11 protein-coding genes and 1 tRNA gene are annotated in these 14,326 nt (G+C 71.8%); 7 read left to right on the top strand and 5 right to left on the bottom strand.

Going from position 1 to position 14,326, the window contains the following annotated elements; all coding sequences use genetic code 11:
• Positions 1–75: 75 nt before the first annotated feature.
• The 4 genes from FS825_RS03200 (at position 76) to FS825_RS03185 (ending at position 3,549) form a co-directional block, all read left to right on the top strand.
• Positions 76–1,278: a sensor histidine kinase gene (locus FS825_RS03200; RefSeq protein ID WP_186377050.1), complete on the top strand. Its 1,203-nt coding sequence runs from the start codon at positions 76–78 to the stop codon at positions 1,276–1,278.
• A complete protein-coding gene (locus FS825_RS03195) occupies positions 1,275–1,958 on the top strand; it encodes a response regulator (RefSeq protein ID WP_144710772.1) in 684 nt (227 codons plus the stop codon). The genes FS825_RS03200 and FS825_RS03195 overlap by 4 nt, the downstream gene beginning before the upstream one ends.
• A gap of 105 nt (positions 1,959–2,063) precedes the next feature.
• On the top strand, positions 2,064–2,957 hold the full coding sequence (locus FS825_RS03190; RefSeq protein WP_144710770.1) for a type II CAAX endopeptidase family protein: 894 nt from the start codon (positions 2,064–2,066) through the stop codon (positions 2,955–2,957).
• A 10-nt stretch (positions 2,958–2,967) separates the two neighbouring features.
• Entirely contained in the window at positions 2,968–3,549 is a 582-nt protein-coding gene (locus FS825_RS03185; protein WP_144710768.1) for a GNAT family N-acetyltransferase, read from the top strand.
• Positions 3,550–3,759: 210 nt separating this feature from the next.
• Here FS825_RS03185 and FS825_RS03180 read toward each other — a convergent pair.
• The 3 genes from FS825_RS03180 to FS825_RS03170 form a co-directional block, all read right to left on the bottom strand.
• A tRNA-Met gene (locus FS825_RS03180) sits at positions 3,760–3,836 on the bottom strand.
• A gap of 63 nt (positions 3,837–3,899) precedes the next feature.
• Positions 3,900–6,941, bottom strand: a complete 3,042-nt coding sequence (locus FS825_RS03175; RefSeq protein ID WP_260980989.1) for a UPF0182 family membrane protein — start codon at positions 6,939–6,941, stop codon at positions 3,900–3,902.
• 187 nt (positions 6,942–7,128) lie between these two features.
• Complete coding sequence (locus FS825_RS03170) at positions 7,129–8,238, bottom strand: YlbL family protein (RefSeq protein WP_144710766.1); 1,110 nt, start codon at positions 8,236–8,238, stop codon at positions 7,129–7,131.
• A 106-nt stretch (positions 8,239–8,344) separates the two neighbouring features.
• Here FS825_RS03170 and FS825_RS03165 point away from each other — a divergent pair, with 106 nt between their 5' ends.
• Together FS825_RS03165 and FS825_RS03160 are read left to right on the top strand one after the other, a co-directional pair.
• Entirely contained in the window at positions 8,345–9,739 is a 1,395-nt protein-coding gene (locus tag FS825_RS03165; protein ID WP_144710764.1) for a zinc-dependent metalloprotease, read from the top strand.
• Positions 9,740–9,798: 59 nt separating this feature from the next.
• Positions 9,799–10,656, top strand: coding sequence for a hypothetical protein (locus FS825_RS03160; RefSeq protein ID WP_144710762.1), 858 nt, complete (start codon positions 9,799–9,801; stop codon positions 10,654–10,656).
• Here the strand turns inward: FS825_RS03160 and FS825_RS03155 are convergent.
• Together FS825_RS03155 and nudC are read right to left on the bottom strand one after the other, a co-directional pair.
• Positions 10,547–12,286, bottom strand: a complete 1,740-nt coding sequence (locus FS825_RS03155; RefSeq protein ID WP_144710761.1) for an ATP-dependent helicase — start codon at positions 12,284–12,286, stop codon at positions 10,547–10,549. The two genes, FS825_RS03160 and FS825_RS03155, sit on opposite strands and share 110 nt — an antisense overlap.
• Positions 12,283–13,218, bottom strand: a complete 936-nt coding sequence (nudC, locus tag FS825_RS03150; protein WP_144710759.1) for an NAD(+) diphosphatase — start codon at positions 13,216–13,218, stop codon at positions 12,283–12,285. Before nudC ends, FS825_RS03155 begins: the two co-directional genes overlap by 4 nt.
• Positions 13,219–13,315: 97 nt before the next feature.
• Between nudC and FS825_RS03145 the strand changes: the two genes are divergently transcribed.
• Complete coding sequence (locus FS825_RS03145) at positions 13,316–14,314, top strand: phosphotransferase (protein ID WP_144710757.1); 999 nt, start codon at positions 13,316–13,318, stop codon at positions 14,312–14,314.
• The last annotated feature ends 12 nt before the right edge of the window (positions 14,315–14,326 follow it).

Below are 14,326 nucleotides of genomic sequence, written 5' to 3'. Positions count from 1 at the left end.
CCACCGCCGTCCTCTGTACGGCGAACGGTGGTCGACCCGCCCGCTCACACCGCGGATCGCGCTAGCGTCGAGACCATGGGGTCCTCCTCGCCGGCACGCGCTCCGCGGCAGTGGCGTCTGCGCACGCCGTGGGGGCACCTCCCCGTCGTCGTCCGTGACGGAGCCGGCGGGGTCCTGCTCTTCGTCATCTCGCTCCTCCCGCTCGGTGTGCCCGGCGTGGAGCTGGGCGAGCTCCACCACTCCGTCGAGCCGTGGGTCCCGCCGGTGCTCGCCGCGGCGCAGACACTCGCACTGGCCGTGCGGCGCATCGCCCCCGGCACCGCGCTCGGGGTGGTCGGGGTCGCGTTCGGCGCGGCGCAGTTCGCCGGCGCGAGCACGGGGACCGCCGGGCTCGGGCTCTTCGTGGCGATCTATTCGTTCGCTGCGTACCAGCGGCGACGGCGGAGGACGATCGCCCTCGCCGCAGCGGTGGCGTACGTGCTCCTCGCAGTGGGGTTGCACGCCGAGGGCTCGCCCGAGCGTCTCATCGACTGGGTGACGTTCTTCCTGGTCCTCTCGACGCCGTGGTTCGTCGGGCTGCTCGTCCGGCGGCGGATCGCCGAGCAGGCCGCCCGCGAGGTCGAAGCAGCCGAGGCCGCCGTCCGGGAGTCGCGGATCCTCCTGGCCCGCGACCTCCACGACATCGTCACCCACCACGTCACGGCGATGGTGGTGCAAGCCGATTCGACCGCCTACCTCGACGAGGCCGACGCGCTCGAGCGCGCTGAGACCCTCGCGACGATCGGAGCCACCGGGCGACGGGCCCTGCAGGAGCTCCGTTCCCTGCTGGGCGCCCTGGAGCAGACGCCGACACCGGCCAGCGACACGGCTGCACCGCGCGAGGCCGTGCCCCGGACCGTCGCCGACCTCGTCGAGGAGGCGAGGCTGCGGGGGTACCCGGTCACCTTCGACGAGCCGGTCCCACACCAGCCAGTCTCGGACGAGGTCGCCATCACGCTCTACCGGATCGCCCAGGAAGCCCTGACCAACGCCATGAAGCACGCACCCGGGTCCCCCGTGACCATGACCGTGAGCGAAACCGACGGCCGGGTCCTCCTGCGCGTGTCGAACGACATCGGGACGCGTGACCCCGGCGGCCCCGGCCGTGGCCGTCGCAACATGGCCGAACGTGCCGCCCTCCTCGGCGGCAGTGTCGATGCAGGGGCCTCCGACGGTGTCTTCACCGTCGTCGCCGCCTTCGCTGCGGACGCACGCCCACGAGCGGGGACGACCAGGTGACCACCGAGCAGCGACTGCGCGTCGCCCTGGTCGACGACCAGACGATGGTGCGCGACGGCTTCGCCCGCATCGTCCGGGCGCAGGACGACATGGTCCTCGTCGGCCTCGGTGCGAACGGCCGTGACGCCGTCGACCTCGCTCACGACGCGGCGCCCGACGTCATGGTGGTCGACATCCGGATGCCCGTCCTCGACGGGATCTCGGCGACACGCGAGATCCTCGCCGCCCCGATGAGCGACGACGGGTCGCCGCCGCCACGGATCCTGGTGGTGACGACGTTCAACCTCGACGAGTACGTCTTCGATGCACTCCGCGCCGGCGCGAGCGGCTTCCTGCTCAAGGACGCGTCGCCGCCGCAGCTCCTGGACGCGATCCGGACGATCGCCCGCGGTGACGCGCTCGTCGACCCCGCGGTGACGCGCACGCTCATCGGCAGCTTCGCCGGCCGGATCCGTCCCCCGGTCGAGCCGACGACCACGGCGGGCGACCTCACGCCGCGGGAGCTCGAGGTGTTGCGCCTCCTCGCGAAGGGGAAGTCGAACGTCGAGATCGCGGAGGCGATGTTCGTCACGCGCGAGACCGCCAAGACGTACGTGTCGAGGATCCTCCTCAAGCTCGGCGTCCGCGACCGCGTGCAGGCCGTCGTCCACGCCTACCGCACCGGCCTCGCCGACGACTGATCCGCTCCGGGCCCGACTGTCGACCTTTGGGGGACCCGCGGGTCCCCGCCGTTTCCTACCGTCGAACCAGCAGCAGATGCTGCTCCACGACGAAGGAGAACGACCATGGCAACAGCAGTCACCGCGCGCGAGGGACAGGGCCCCAAGCCCGGCGTCGCGCGCCGGATCTTCACCTTCCCGCTGACCTGGATGGTCATCGGGACCGTCTTCGTGTTCCTCACCAACGCGATCCTGGTCGGCGTCGGCTCGGAGATGGACTCGACCGGCGTCATCGTCACCGCCCTGATCGGTGCGGCAGCCGGACTCCTGTTCTACAAGCTCACGATGTGGCTCGTCGCCCGCCGCTCGACCCCCGAGCTGTCGCTCCGCCACTTCGGCCGCGAGACGGTCTTCGGCCTCGCGATCGGCACCGTCTTCATCGCCGCGTCCTACCTGATCGTCGTGGCGACCGGCGGGTACTCGGTCGTGTGGGCACCGCACGACGTCGCGACGACGGTCGGGCTCGCGCTCGCTGTGAACGCCGGCGCAGCCATCGTCGAGGAGCTCACCTTCCGCGGGCTGCTGTTCCAGGGCATCGAGGCCCTCGGCGGCCGCCGCGCCGGCCGCTGGATCGCCCTCGGCGTCACCGCCGCGTTCTTCGGCGGAGCGCACCTGTTCAACCCGGGAGCCACGCTGTGGTCGTCGTTCGCCATCGCCGTCGAGGCCGGCGTGCTGCTCGGCGCCGCGTTCATCTGGCGCCGCAATATGTGGTTCGTCATCGGCATCCACTTCGCCTGGAACGTCATCGAGGGGCTGCTCGGCATCCCCGTCTCCGGCCACCGGGACCCGGGTCTGTTCCTCACCACCGTCCACGGGACCGGGCTGCTGTCCGGCGGCGCGTTCGGCCTCGAGGCATCGTTCGTGCCGGTGCTCGTCAGCCTCGCCGTCGCGATCCCGATGCTCGTCGCGGCGCACCGGAAGCGCGTCGCCCTCGCCCCGGTCCCCGCCGTCGCTCGGTAGCGTCGCCTGCATGATCGTCACGACGTGGACACTGGAGATGCTGCGACGGCCCACCCGGCCGCCGCGGCCTCTGCCGGTCGGCGTCCACCTCGAGCTCGCCACCGGGGTCGACCCGGAGTACGCCCGCTTCCTCTACGCCGCCGTCGGCGGCCCGTGGCACTGGTCGGACCGGCTCGACTGGAGCCGCGACCGCTGGGTGGACGAGCTCGCCGTACACGGCACCGAGTTCTGGATCCCGTACGGCGACGGCGTCCCCCTCGGCTACGTGCAGCTCCAGCCGCAGCCGGTCGAGGACGGCACGCAGGTCGAGATCCGGTACTTCGGGCTCCTCGCGCGGGCCACCGGTCGTGGTCTCGGCGGGGCTTTGCTCGAGCGCGCGATCGACGCGGCGTGGTCGCTCCCCGAGCGGTCGGGCGTCCCGCCCGTGACCCGTGTGTGGGTGCACACGTGCAGCCTGGACGGGCCCGCCGCTCGGCCGAACTACGAAGCCCGCGGCCTCGTCCTCTGCCGCACGGACGTGCACGAGGAGGACGTCCCCGCCGAGGCCGTCGGGTCGTGGGTCGCGACCGGCGGCAGCGCGGCTCCGGCCTGACGCGGGACCCCTGCACGGCGCCGGCCGGGCGGCCCGAGACTCGGGCACGGCGACAGTTCTCGGGCCACGGAACACGAGAACGGTCGCTCAGGCCGAGACTCGGCCCCGGCGCGCCGAGACTCGGCCTCGGCACGGCACGGCGCACGCCGGCGGCCCCGGGCAACGCAGAAGGCCCCGGTCCGACTGGACCGGGGCCTTCCGTGTGACGCTTGGTTGCGGGGGCAGGATTTGAACCTACGACCTCTGGGTTATGAGCCCAGCGAGCTACCGAACTGCTCCACCCCGCGGCACGTAGAACAGCCTACACGGGGCCGCGGCGGGGCACAAATCGAGCGCCCCGCCACGGTGTGTCAGTTGTCGCCCTCGGCCTCGGTCGCGGCCTGGATCGCTTCCTGCAGACGCTGGTCGGCCTCCGCAGCGGCGACCAGGTCGTTGTCCGCGTAGGCGTCCTGACGGTCCTGCAGTGCCTGCTTCGCGTCGTTCAACGCCTTCTGCAGCGCCTCGTTGTCGACCGTGCCCGAGCCGGTGGACGTGCCCGAGTCCGACCCGGTCGAGGACCCGGAGTCGCTGGACGAGCCCGAGCCCGAGTCGCTGGACGACCCCGACCCCGAGCCCGTGGACGACCCCGAACCCGCCGCACCCTGGTCCCCAGCGGCAGCGCCGGAGTCGCCCCCGAAGAGGCTGTTGAGCGCCTCGTCGAGGGTGTCCTCGAACGCGATCTTGTCGCCGAACGCCACGAGGACCTTCTGCAGCAGCGGGTACGAGCCGCTCGACGTCGACTGCACGTACACGGGCTGGACGTAGAGGAACCCGCCGCCGACCGGGAGCGTGAGCAGGTTGCCCTGCTTCACGGTCGAGTTGCCCCGTTTCAGGATGTTGAGCTCCTGCGACACCGTCGTGTCCGAGTTGAACAGGTTCTGCACCTGCGCCGGACCCGGGATGTTGTCGGTCTTCGGCATCGTCAACAGGGTGAGCTTGCCGTACCCGGACGACTTCTTCCCCTTGCCGGCTCCTCCGGCGTCGGAGTCGACCGCGAGGTACCCGGTGAGCACGTTGCGGTTGTTCGACCCCGTCGACTGCTGGGGTATGTAGGTCGTGTACAGCGTGTACGCGGTCCCCTGCCCCGGCACCTTCATCGTGAGGTAGTACGGGTCCTGCAGGTTGGCCCTGGTCGTCGTCGTGGTGGTCCCGAGCGCGTTCGTGCCCGAGTTCGTGGTCGTCGTCGTGTCGCTGGTGTCCGAGGTGTCGTTCGTCCCGGACGTCGGTTCCTGCGGCGTGTTCCACGCGTCGTCACCGGAGTACCACGAGTTGGCGTTCGTCACGTGGTACGTGCCGAGGATCGAGCGCTGCACCTTGAACAGGTCGGTCGGGTACCGGACGTGGTCGAGCAGCTGGGCGCTCATGTCCGACACCGGCTTGACCGCGGTCGGGAAGATCTTCTGCCAGGTCTTCAGCACCGGGTCCTTGGTGTCCCAGGAGTACAGGGTCACCTTGCCCGTGTACGCGTCGACCGTGGCCTTCACCGAGTTGCGGATGTAGTTCACCTGGTCGGTGCGGTAGGCCGAGCTCTCCGAGCCGGCGATGCTGTCCGACAGGCTCTGGCTCTGCGAGTACGGGTACGCGTCGCTCGTGGTGTAGCCGTCGACGACCCACTGGATGCGGTGGTCGACGATCGCGGGGTACGCGTCGCTGTCGAGCGTCAGGTACGGCGCGACCTTCTGCACGCGGGTGATCGGGTCGCGGTCGTAGAGGATCTGCGAGTCCTTGTTGACGGCGTTCGAGAGGAGGATCTGCTCGGACTGGAACTTCGCCGCGTAGACGAGCCGGTTGAAGAAGTTGCCGAGGCTCGGCCCGCCGTTGCCCGCGTAGGTCGTCGTGGCGTTGCCGCCGTTGCCGTCGTCGTCGCCGGACGGGTAGTCCAGCTCGACGTTCTTCGAGCCCTTCGGCGCCCCGACGATCGAGTACGCCGGCGAGGTCTCACCGAAGTAGACGCGCTGCTGGAAGTCGCCCAGGCCACCCGTCGACGGGATCCCGGATTCGAGGAACACCGGCTTGCCGTCGCTCGCGCGCTGGTTGCCGTACGCGGCCGTGACGCCGTAGCCGTGCGTGTAGACGAAGGCCCGGTTGTACGGGGTGTTCGCCTGCGCGCTGAGGCCGTCCAGGTCGATGTCGCGGACGGCGATGACGGTGTCCTCGGTCTGGCCCTTGACGTCGTACCGGTCGACGTCGAGCTCGTCCGGGAACTGGTAGTACTGCCGGTACTGCTGCAGCTGGCTGAAGGTGTCGGAGACGATCTTCGGGTCGATGAGGCGGATGTTCGCCGTCGTCTGCGCGTCCTGCGCGAGGGCACCGGAGCTCGCCTCGGTCGTGGCGTCGTAGTTCTGTTCCTTGACGCCGGAGACGCCGTACGCGTCGCGGGTCGCCTTGATGTTCCGCTCGATGTACGCGGACTCGAAGGTGCGCTCGGACGGCTTCACCTGCAGGCGCTGGACGATCCACGGGTAGATGCCGCCGATCACGATCGCGGCGACGAGCAGCAGCCCGGTCCCGACGATCGAGATGCGCCAGCGGCCGATGACCGCCGTGACGATGAAGAGGAGCGCCACGATCGCGGCGATGCCCGCCATGATCTCGCGGCCGGGGATGACCGCGTTCACCTCGGTGTACTGGGCGCCGGTGATGAGCGAGTTCGACTTCGTCAGTGCCGCGTACTGGTCGAGCCAGAGGCTGATCGCCTGCAGCGCCACGTAGACGGCTGCCGTCACGGCGAGCTGGATGCGCGCGGCGCGGGAGATCCGGACCTCGCGCCCGCCGAAGCGCATCGCGCCGTACAGGTAGCACGCGGCGAGCGCGGCGAGTCCGGCGATGAGGACGACCGCCGACGAGTACGCGACGATCGCGCGCCAGAACGGCAGCTCGAAGACGTAGAACCCGATGTCGAGGCCGAACTGCGGGTCGGTCTTGCCGAACGGCGTCCGGTTGAAGTACTCGAGCACCATGCTCCAGCGCCCCGCGGTGGAGAGTCCGGCGAAGATGCCGAGGACGACCGGGATGCCGATCATCACCGCGCGACGGAGCGGTTCGATGACCTGCTGGTAGCGGTCGAGCTGCGAGTTGAGCTTCGCGTACACCGGGCGGAACCGGAACGCGATTGCGATGCTCGCGTACACCGGCACGGCCATGCCGAGGAACCCGGCGAAGAACATCAGCGTGCCCGCGATCCACCTGGTGGTGAGGACCTGCTGGAAGCCGAGCTGCGCGAACCACGCGTAGTCGGTGTACAGGCTCGCGAAGATGAAGAAGGCGATCACCAGCGCGGCCAGCACGATGATCGTGACCACGATCGGGACCCGCGGCGAGCGCCGCCCCGAGGTGGACGAGGTTGTCGTCACTTGATGTGCTCCAGACGTGTCGAACCGTCGGGCCCGGCGCGCGGACCGTCAGTGCGTCGATCCTACGGGGCCCGGCCGCTCACGAAACTGTACGGCGACTCAGGAAGGCGATCCGCGCCTCCCGACGGACGGTCTGGAGGCGCGGATCGCGCCGTCCGCGCTCGTCGCGTGGACCACGTGGCCGGGTCTACGACGTGCAGCGCGCGAGCTTCGCGGTGCTCTTCCCAGAGCCGATGGTCTGCAGGTCGGTGACGGCCTGGTCGAGCGTGGCCACCTTGTAGACGTCGAGGCCGTCGGGGACGTGGCCGACGACCTCGTCGCAGTTGTCCGCGGGGGCGAGGAAGACCGTCGCGCCCGCGTCCTTCGCGCCGTACAGCTTCTGGCGGATCCCGCCGATCGCGCCGACCTCGCCGTCCGCGCTGATGGTGCCCGTGCCGGCCACGTGCTTGCCGCCGTTGAGCTTGCCCGGCGTGATCTCGTCGATGATCCCCAGGGCGAACATCATGCCGGCCGAGGGGCCGCCGACGTCCTGGAGCTTGATCGAGACCGTGAACGGGAAGTCGTAGTGCTCGGTGACGCCGACGCCGATGAGCGGGGTGCCCTGCTGGTCGCGCGGCGTCAGCTCGACGGTCTTCTCGGCGCCGTCGCGCTCGATGACGACCTTCGCCGGGCTGGAGGTGCCGTGCTTCGCGACGAGTTCTCGGAGCGACGTGGCGTCCGCGTTCGTGGTGAGCGAGGTGCCGTCGAACGACCGGACGACGTCGCCCTTCTCGATGACGCCGTCGGCCGCGGACCCCTTCTGGACGGTGCCGACCTCGAGTTCGGTGGGGAGGTCGAAGCCCTGCTGGATGAGCGCGGCGGCGACGGCGGACTGCTGCGACTGCTGCATGTCGGCCTGGTCCTGCTGGTTCACCTGGTCGGTCGTGGTGCCGGTCGGGTAGATCGCCTCGGCCGGGATGACCGCCTCGGAGCGGGTGAACAGCGCACGGATGACACTCGTCCACGACGGCCGGTTCGTCGCGTCGCCCTGGATGCCGACGGTGAGCATGTCGAGCGCGCCGGCGGTCGGGTAGGTCGGGTGCCCGTCGATCTGCATGAGCTTCACCTTCTCGGCATCCTTGCCGGTCCCCTGTTCCTGGGTGCCGATGGTGTTGTACACCGGGCCGGGCACCTCGATGAGGTACGGGCTGGGCAGGACGCTGGCGAGGAGTCCGAGGACGACGGCGCCGATCACGAACGCCCACCCGAGGGTCCGGGATCGCGGACGTCGACGGGGTTGGGGGGCGAAGAGGGTCACGCAGCGTCCTTCCACGGTGGGCTGTTCGCCCTCGGCGCAGCGGTTCGGGCGTTCCCACGGGGGCGTCCCAGGCGCGGCCCCGTGAGCAGCGATTAGCGTAGTCGCCATGCCTGATGAACCGCAGCCGGGGCCGGACGACGACTTCCAGGAGATGCTCCGGAAGCTGCTCTCCGGCGAGGGCCAGATCGACCCGTCGCAGCTGGCCGGAGCGGCCGGTCTGCCGAACGACCCGGCCTTCGTCGCGAACCTGATGAGCCAGCTGCAGCGGGCCGCGCAGTCCGGCGGGGACGGCATCGACTTCTCCGTCGCGACCGAGCGTGCCACCGCCATCGCCCGCGACGGCGGCCGCGCGATCGACCCGGTGACCTCGCAGGCCGCCGACCAGGCGTTCCAGGTCGCGGCGCTCTGGCTGGACGAGGCCACCTCGGTCCCCGAGCTCACCGCCACCCCGAGCGTGTACACGCGGGAGCAGTGGGCGAAGGCGACGACCCCGGTGTGGGCGCAGATCGCCGAACCGGTGGCGCTGAGCATCTCGAACGCCCTGACCGAGGCGATCGAGCAGCGGGCGCCCGAGCAGCTCAAGGCCATGCTCGGCGACGTCTCGAAGGCCATGCGCGGCGTGGGCGGCGCGCTGTTCGCGATCCAGCTCGGCCAGGTCGTCGGACAGCTCTCGAAGGAGGTCGTGTCCGGCGGCGACGTCGGCGTCCCGCTCCTCGACGAGCAGGTCGCCGCGCTGGTGCCGCAGAACGTGGACGAGTTCGCCGAGGGACTCGACGTCCCCGAGGACGAGGTCCGGATCTACCTGGCCGTCCGCGAGCTCGCACACGCCCGGCTCTTCCGCTCGGCGCGCTGGCTCCGGCTGCACATCATCTCGTCGATCACGGACTACGCCCGCGGCATCCACATCCCGTTCGACCGGGTCGAGGAACTCGCGTCCGAGATCGACCCCACCAACCAGGAGCAGCTCCGCGACGCGTTGGCGTCCGGTGCGCTCATCCCGCCGCGCACCGAGGAGCAGGAGGCCGCGCTCGCCCGTCTCGAGACGATGCTGGCGCTCGTCGAGGGCTGGGTGGACACCGTGACCGCTGCCGCGACCGTGCGCCTGCCGAAGTCCGGCGCCATCGCCGAAATGGTCCGCCGTCGCCGGGCGGCCGGGGGTCCCGCCGAGTCCGCGTTCGCGACACTGGTCGGCCTCGAGCTCCGGCCCCGTCGACTCCGGGAGGCCGCGGCGATGTGGCAGCGGGTCACCGACGAGCTCGGCACCGAGCAGCGGGACGCCCTGTGGTCCCACTTCGACGCGGTCCCGACCTCGGACGACATCGACGCACCCGACGCGTTCGTCGCCCGGCTGCGGAACCCCGGCCGCTCCGCCGAGGACGACGAGTTCGACAAGGCGCTCGAGGACCTGCTCAACGACACGACCGGCGACCGTCCGCGTGAGGACGAGTCCGGCAACGTCGACGAGTCCGCGTCGGACGACGACGGCGACGCCCCGAAGTAGTTCTCCACAGATGTCCCGGCACTCCCCCACGCGGCCGCCCGGTCGGCCAGCGTGGGGGCATGGGCATCCGCATCGATCCGACACTCGAGTTCGTCTGGCGCGACCCGACCACGGTGCAGCTCGGGGTCGACCCGCCGCGGGCCGTCGTGCCCGTGCCGACCACGGGCGAAGAACGGTTCCTGTGCGCCCTGCGGCGTGAGACCGGCCGGGACGCCCTGGCCGGACTGGCCGCGGCGAGCGGCTGCGCCCCGGGGATCGCCGCCCGGGTGCTCGGCGCGGCGTCCCCCGCGGTCGTCGACCTGCTGCCGGAACCGCTCGAGCGCGTCGAGGTCCACGGCACCGGGGCCCTGCCGGACGCCGTCGCCGAGATGCTCTCCGGTGAAGGCGTGACCGTCGCCCGGACGACCGCGGTCCGCGGCGGGCCCGTCGTGCTGCCGGAGCAGGATCCGAGACTCGCCGTCGTGGTCGCCGAGCACGTCGTGGACCCCGCGCTCCGCGCCGCGTGGACCCGCCGTGCCGTGCCCCACCTGCCCGTGGTGGTGGGCGACGGACGCGTGCGTCTCGGGCCGTTCGTCGTCCCGGGTGCCGGGCCGTGCCTCCAGTGCGTCGAGTACGCGCACGTCGACGACGACGACTCGTGGCCGGCGATCGCGGCGCAGGTCTGGGGCCGCCCCGCGGCGCCGCTGTCGCCGTACCGGACCGCCGCGATCGCCGCCGCGACCACCCGGATGCTCCTCGAACGGCTCCCGCTCGTGACGCAGCGCCCCCGTGCCGAGCAGCTGCTCTTCGAACGGGACGACCTGTCGGTCAGTCTGCTGCCGGTGTCGTTCCATCCGCGGTGCGCGTGCCGAGCGCTGCCAGGAAACGACTCGCCACGCGAGCGCCCCCACGCGTGGAGCCCTGCGCGGACCACGTGACGGTGACCGAGCGGCGCGCGCGGGTCAGTCCGACGTAGAAGAGTCGGCGTTCCTCGTCGACCTCGGCGTCGGTCGTCGCGTACGAGATCGGCAGCAACCCCTCGGCAACCCCGATCACGACGACGTGCGGCCACTCCAGGCCCTTCGACGAGTGCAGCGTCGCCAGGGTCACGGCGTCCAGCTCGGGCTCGTGGTGGGTCGCGGCCCGGTCGACCAGGTCCTGGGTGAACTGCTGCATGGTCGTGCCGGCCGGGGCGTCCTCGGCGAGCCCCATGATCGCCTGCAGGGCCTCCCACTGCTCGCGGACCGCGCCCGTCCCCTCCGGCGGGGTCGGCGTCCACCCGCTGACCTGCAGGACGAGACCGACGCGTCGGGTGAGCTCGTCGTCGGTCTGCCGGACTGCTTCGCCGCGCATGTGGTGGACCGCGAGCTTGACCTCGGGACGGTCGAAGAACCGCGTACCGCCCTGCACCCGGTACGGGATACCGGCCCGGCCGAGCGCGGACTCGATCGCCGCGGCCTGCGCGCCGAGTCGGTAGAGCACGGCGCAGTCGCCGTGGGCCGCGCCGCCGGCGACCAGCTCTGCGATGCGGCGGGCGACCGCCTGCGCCTCGTCGCCGTCGTGCACGCACGCCAGCACCTCGGGCTCCGGGCCGGACGTCGTGGACTGCGCGACCAGGTCGAGCGCGCCGGGCTGGCCGCGCATGAGGGCGTTCGCGGCGTGCACGACCTCAGGCGTCGAACGGTAGTTCCGCTCGAGCCGCAGGACGGACCCGCGCGGGAACTCCGAGCCGAAGCCGAGCAGGTAGCGGCTCGACGCGCCCGCGAACGAGTAGATCGTCTGGCTGGCGTCACCGACCACGCAGACGTCGTCGCGGCCGCCGAGCCACGCGCGGAGCAGGTCGTGCTGCACGGGCGAGACGTCCTGGTACTCGTCGACCACGAAGAACCGGTACTGCTGGCGGACGTACGACGCCACGCGCGGTTCGGACTCGACCATGCCGAGCGTCGCGAGCAGCACGTCCTCGAAGTCGAGCTGGCGGCGGTCGTCCTTGAGCTGCTCGTACGCGCGCATGAGGTCGAGGACCCGTCGCGGTTGGGTGTCCCGCGGCATCACCCGTTCGGCGGCCGCGACCTCGTACTCCTCGTAGGAGAGCATCTGGACCTTGCGCCACTCGACCTCGGCCGCCAGGTCGCGGAGCGTCGGGGTGTCCACCCGCAGACCGACGGTGTCCGCGGCGTGCGCGATCACGCGCCCCTTCGACTCGACGATCCGCGGTGCGTGTCCGCCGACGGTGTCCGGCCAGAAGTAGCTGAGCTGCGCCATCGCGGCGGCGTGGAAGGTGCGCGCCTGCACCGCACCGGCGCCGAGCGTGCGCAGGCGGGACCGGAGCTCACCGGCGGCCCGCGTGGTGAAGGTCAGCGCGAGGACGTGGTTCGGTGCGTACGTGCCGGTGGCGACGCCGTACGCGATCCGGTGCGTGATGGCGCGCGTCTTGCCGGTCCCGGCACCGGCGAGCACGGCCACGGGACCGAGCAGGGTCCGTGCGACGGTGCGCTGCTCGGCGTCGAGCGCCGCCAGGAGTTCGTCCGGCGACGGTGGCCGGACGGCGTCGGCCGCGGTGCTCACGGCAGGTCCAGCGGCCCGCCGTACCACTCCTCGATGATCGCGCGGGCGATCGACGTCCTCCCCGGCAGGAGCAGGGTGTCCCCGGCGCGCTCCCGGATCTCGTCGCGGGAGAACCAGCGCACGTCGAGGATCTCGACGCCGTCGGGGCGGGCGGTCGACGGGTCGCCGTCCACCGCGCGGGCACGGAACCCGACCATGAGGGACGCCGGGAACGGCCACGGCTGCGACCCGAGGTACTCGGGCTCTTCCACGTGGACGCCGGACTCCTCCCAGACCTCGCGCCGGACGGCGTCCTCGAGGGACTCCCCCGGTTCGACGAAGCCGGCGAGCAGCGAGTAGCGGTTCGCGTCCCACGCGGCGTTCGAGCCGAGCAGGATGCGGTCGTCGGCGTCGGTGACGCCCACGATGATCGCCGCGTCGGTGCGTGGGAAGTGCTCGTGCCCCTCGGGGTCGCGCCGCACCCAGCCGCCGGTCACGACGTCGGTCGCCGACCCCGTGCGCGGCGAGAACCCGTGCACGGCGTGCCAGTTCGCCATCGCCACCGCTTCGACCGCGAGGCCCTGGTCGCGCGCCGAGAGCTCCGTGCCGAACATGCGCAGGCTCTCCCACGCGTCGTCGTCGGGCTCGATCGCGGCGGCGGTGGCGCCGTCGACGAAGGCGGCCGCGAACCGGGTGCCGGCCGCGGCGTCGGGAGCGTCGGACACGGCACGGCCGAGGTACAGCGTCACGGTGCCGCCCGGGACGGCGTCGGCGGAGACGAACCGCAGCGTGCCGTCGGGGTTCCGGAGCACCTCGGAGCCCCGGACGGGCAGGAAACGGGTCGACGGGTCGTCCCGGAGCACCCGCTCGAGGTCGGGGGTCGTGCGGAACTCCGCGTCACGGTCGAGCTCGTTGCGGGAGAGGGGCAGCCGGGCGGCGAACTCGACGGTCACGGCAGGGGGCTCCTCGGGTCGGTTCAGGTGGTGTTGCTGGGACGCGGTGCAGCGTGGCGTGCGCTCGTCCTCCGGCTCCGGACCTACCCTGTTGGGCATGGCGGGATCCCAGTTCACTCTAGCCGCGTTGGCGACCACGGCCGTCTCAGGCCTCCTCGTCACGGGCACGCGCACGCTCGGCTCGGCCGCGTCCGGGGACTACGAGTCGGCCGTCCTCCGCGACGCCGACGGCGTCGAGTCCGCGATCCGCCGGCCGCGCAACCAGCGGGCCGAGGCCCGTCAGTCCGCCGACCTCGTCGCCATCCGGGCGCTGAGCGCCGGGATCCGCACGCGCCTCCCGTTCGGCGTCGCCGAGTACCGCGGCCAGGCCCCCATCGGCTCGACCCGCGCGATCGTCACCAGCTACCTGCCGGGGTCGCACCCGACCCTGCAGTCACTCGTCGACCGTCCGGAGCTCGCCACGAGCGTCGGCCGGGCCGTCGCCGCCATCCACCAGCTCCCGACGAGCTTCGTCACGGACGCCGGGCTGCCGTCGCTCACCCCGTTCGAGGTGCTGCGCTCCGCCGTGTCCGTGATGGACCGCGCCGTCGCCACGAAGCTCGTCCCCGCCGCGCTCAAGGAGCGGTGGGAGGGCGCCGCGCGTGACCAGCAGCTCTGGCAGTTCACGCCGACCGTCGTGCACGGCTCGCTCGGCACCGCGACGATCCTGGTCGAGGGCGACGCGGTCTCCGGGGTCATCGACTGGGGTGAGCTGCGGCTCGGCGACCCGGCGAAGGACCTCGCGTGGGTCCTCGCCGGCCGGAAGGACGCGTTCGACACCGTCCTCAGCGCGTACGAGGCGAACGGCGGCGGTCGCGACCGGCAGCTCGCGCAGCGGGCGCGGGTCCACCACGAGCTCGAGACGGCGCAGTGGCTGCTGCACGGCGTGCAGGCCAAGAGCACCGAGGTCGTCGACGACGCGGTCGCGATGATGCACCGGTTGGTCGACGCGGTCCAGACGCCGAGCGCGGCGCCGCTGCAGTCGGTGTCACCCGAGACGATGGAGATCGGCGAGGTCGAGCAGCTGCTGTCGTCGACCGAGCGCCGGCACGGCTGACGCGCGCCGCGC

The sequence above is a fragment of the Curtobacterium pusillum genome (genome assembly GCF_007680845.1).
Taxonomy (GTDB): domain Bacteria; phylum Actinomycetota; class Actinomycetes; order Actinomycetales; family Microbacteriaceae; genus Curtobacterium; species Curtobacterium pusillum_B.
This window is presented reverse-complemented; position numbering and strand designations above follow the sequence as displayed.

What these genes read in the sequence shown, in the direction of transcription:
- FS825_RS03165 (WP_144710764.1), top strand. Translation starts at nt 8,345, where the DNA reads ATGCCTGATGAACCGCAGCCGGGGCCGGACGACGACTTCCAGGAGATG.
- FS825_RS03200 (WP_186377050.1), top strand. Translation starts at nt 76, where the DNA reads ATGGGGTCCTCCTCGCCGGCACGCGCTCCGCGGCAGTGGCGTCTGCGC.
- FS825_RS03160 (WP_144710762.1), top strand. Translation starts at nt 9,799, where the DNA reads ATGGGCATCCGCATCGATCCGACACTCGAGTTCGTCTGGCGCGACCCG.
- FS825_RS03145 (WP_144710757.1), top strand. Translation starts at nt 13,316, where the DNA reads ATGGCGGGATCCCAGTTCACTCTAGCCGCGTTGGCGACCACGGCCGTC.
- FS825_RS03185 (WP_144710768.1), top strand. Translation starts at nt 2,968, where the DNA reads ATGATCGTCACGACGTGGACACTGGAGATGCTGCGACGGCCCACCCGG.
- FS825_RS03190 (WP_144710770.1), top strand. Translation starts at nt 2,064, where the DNA reads ATGGCAACAGCAGTCACCGCGCGCGAGGGACAGGGCCCCAAGCCCGGC.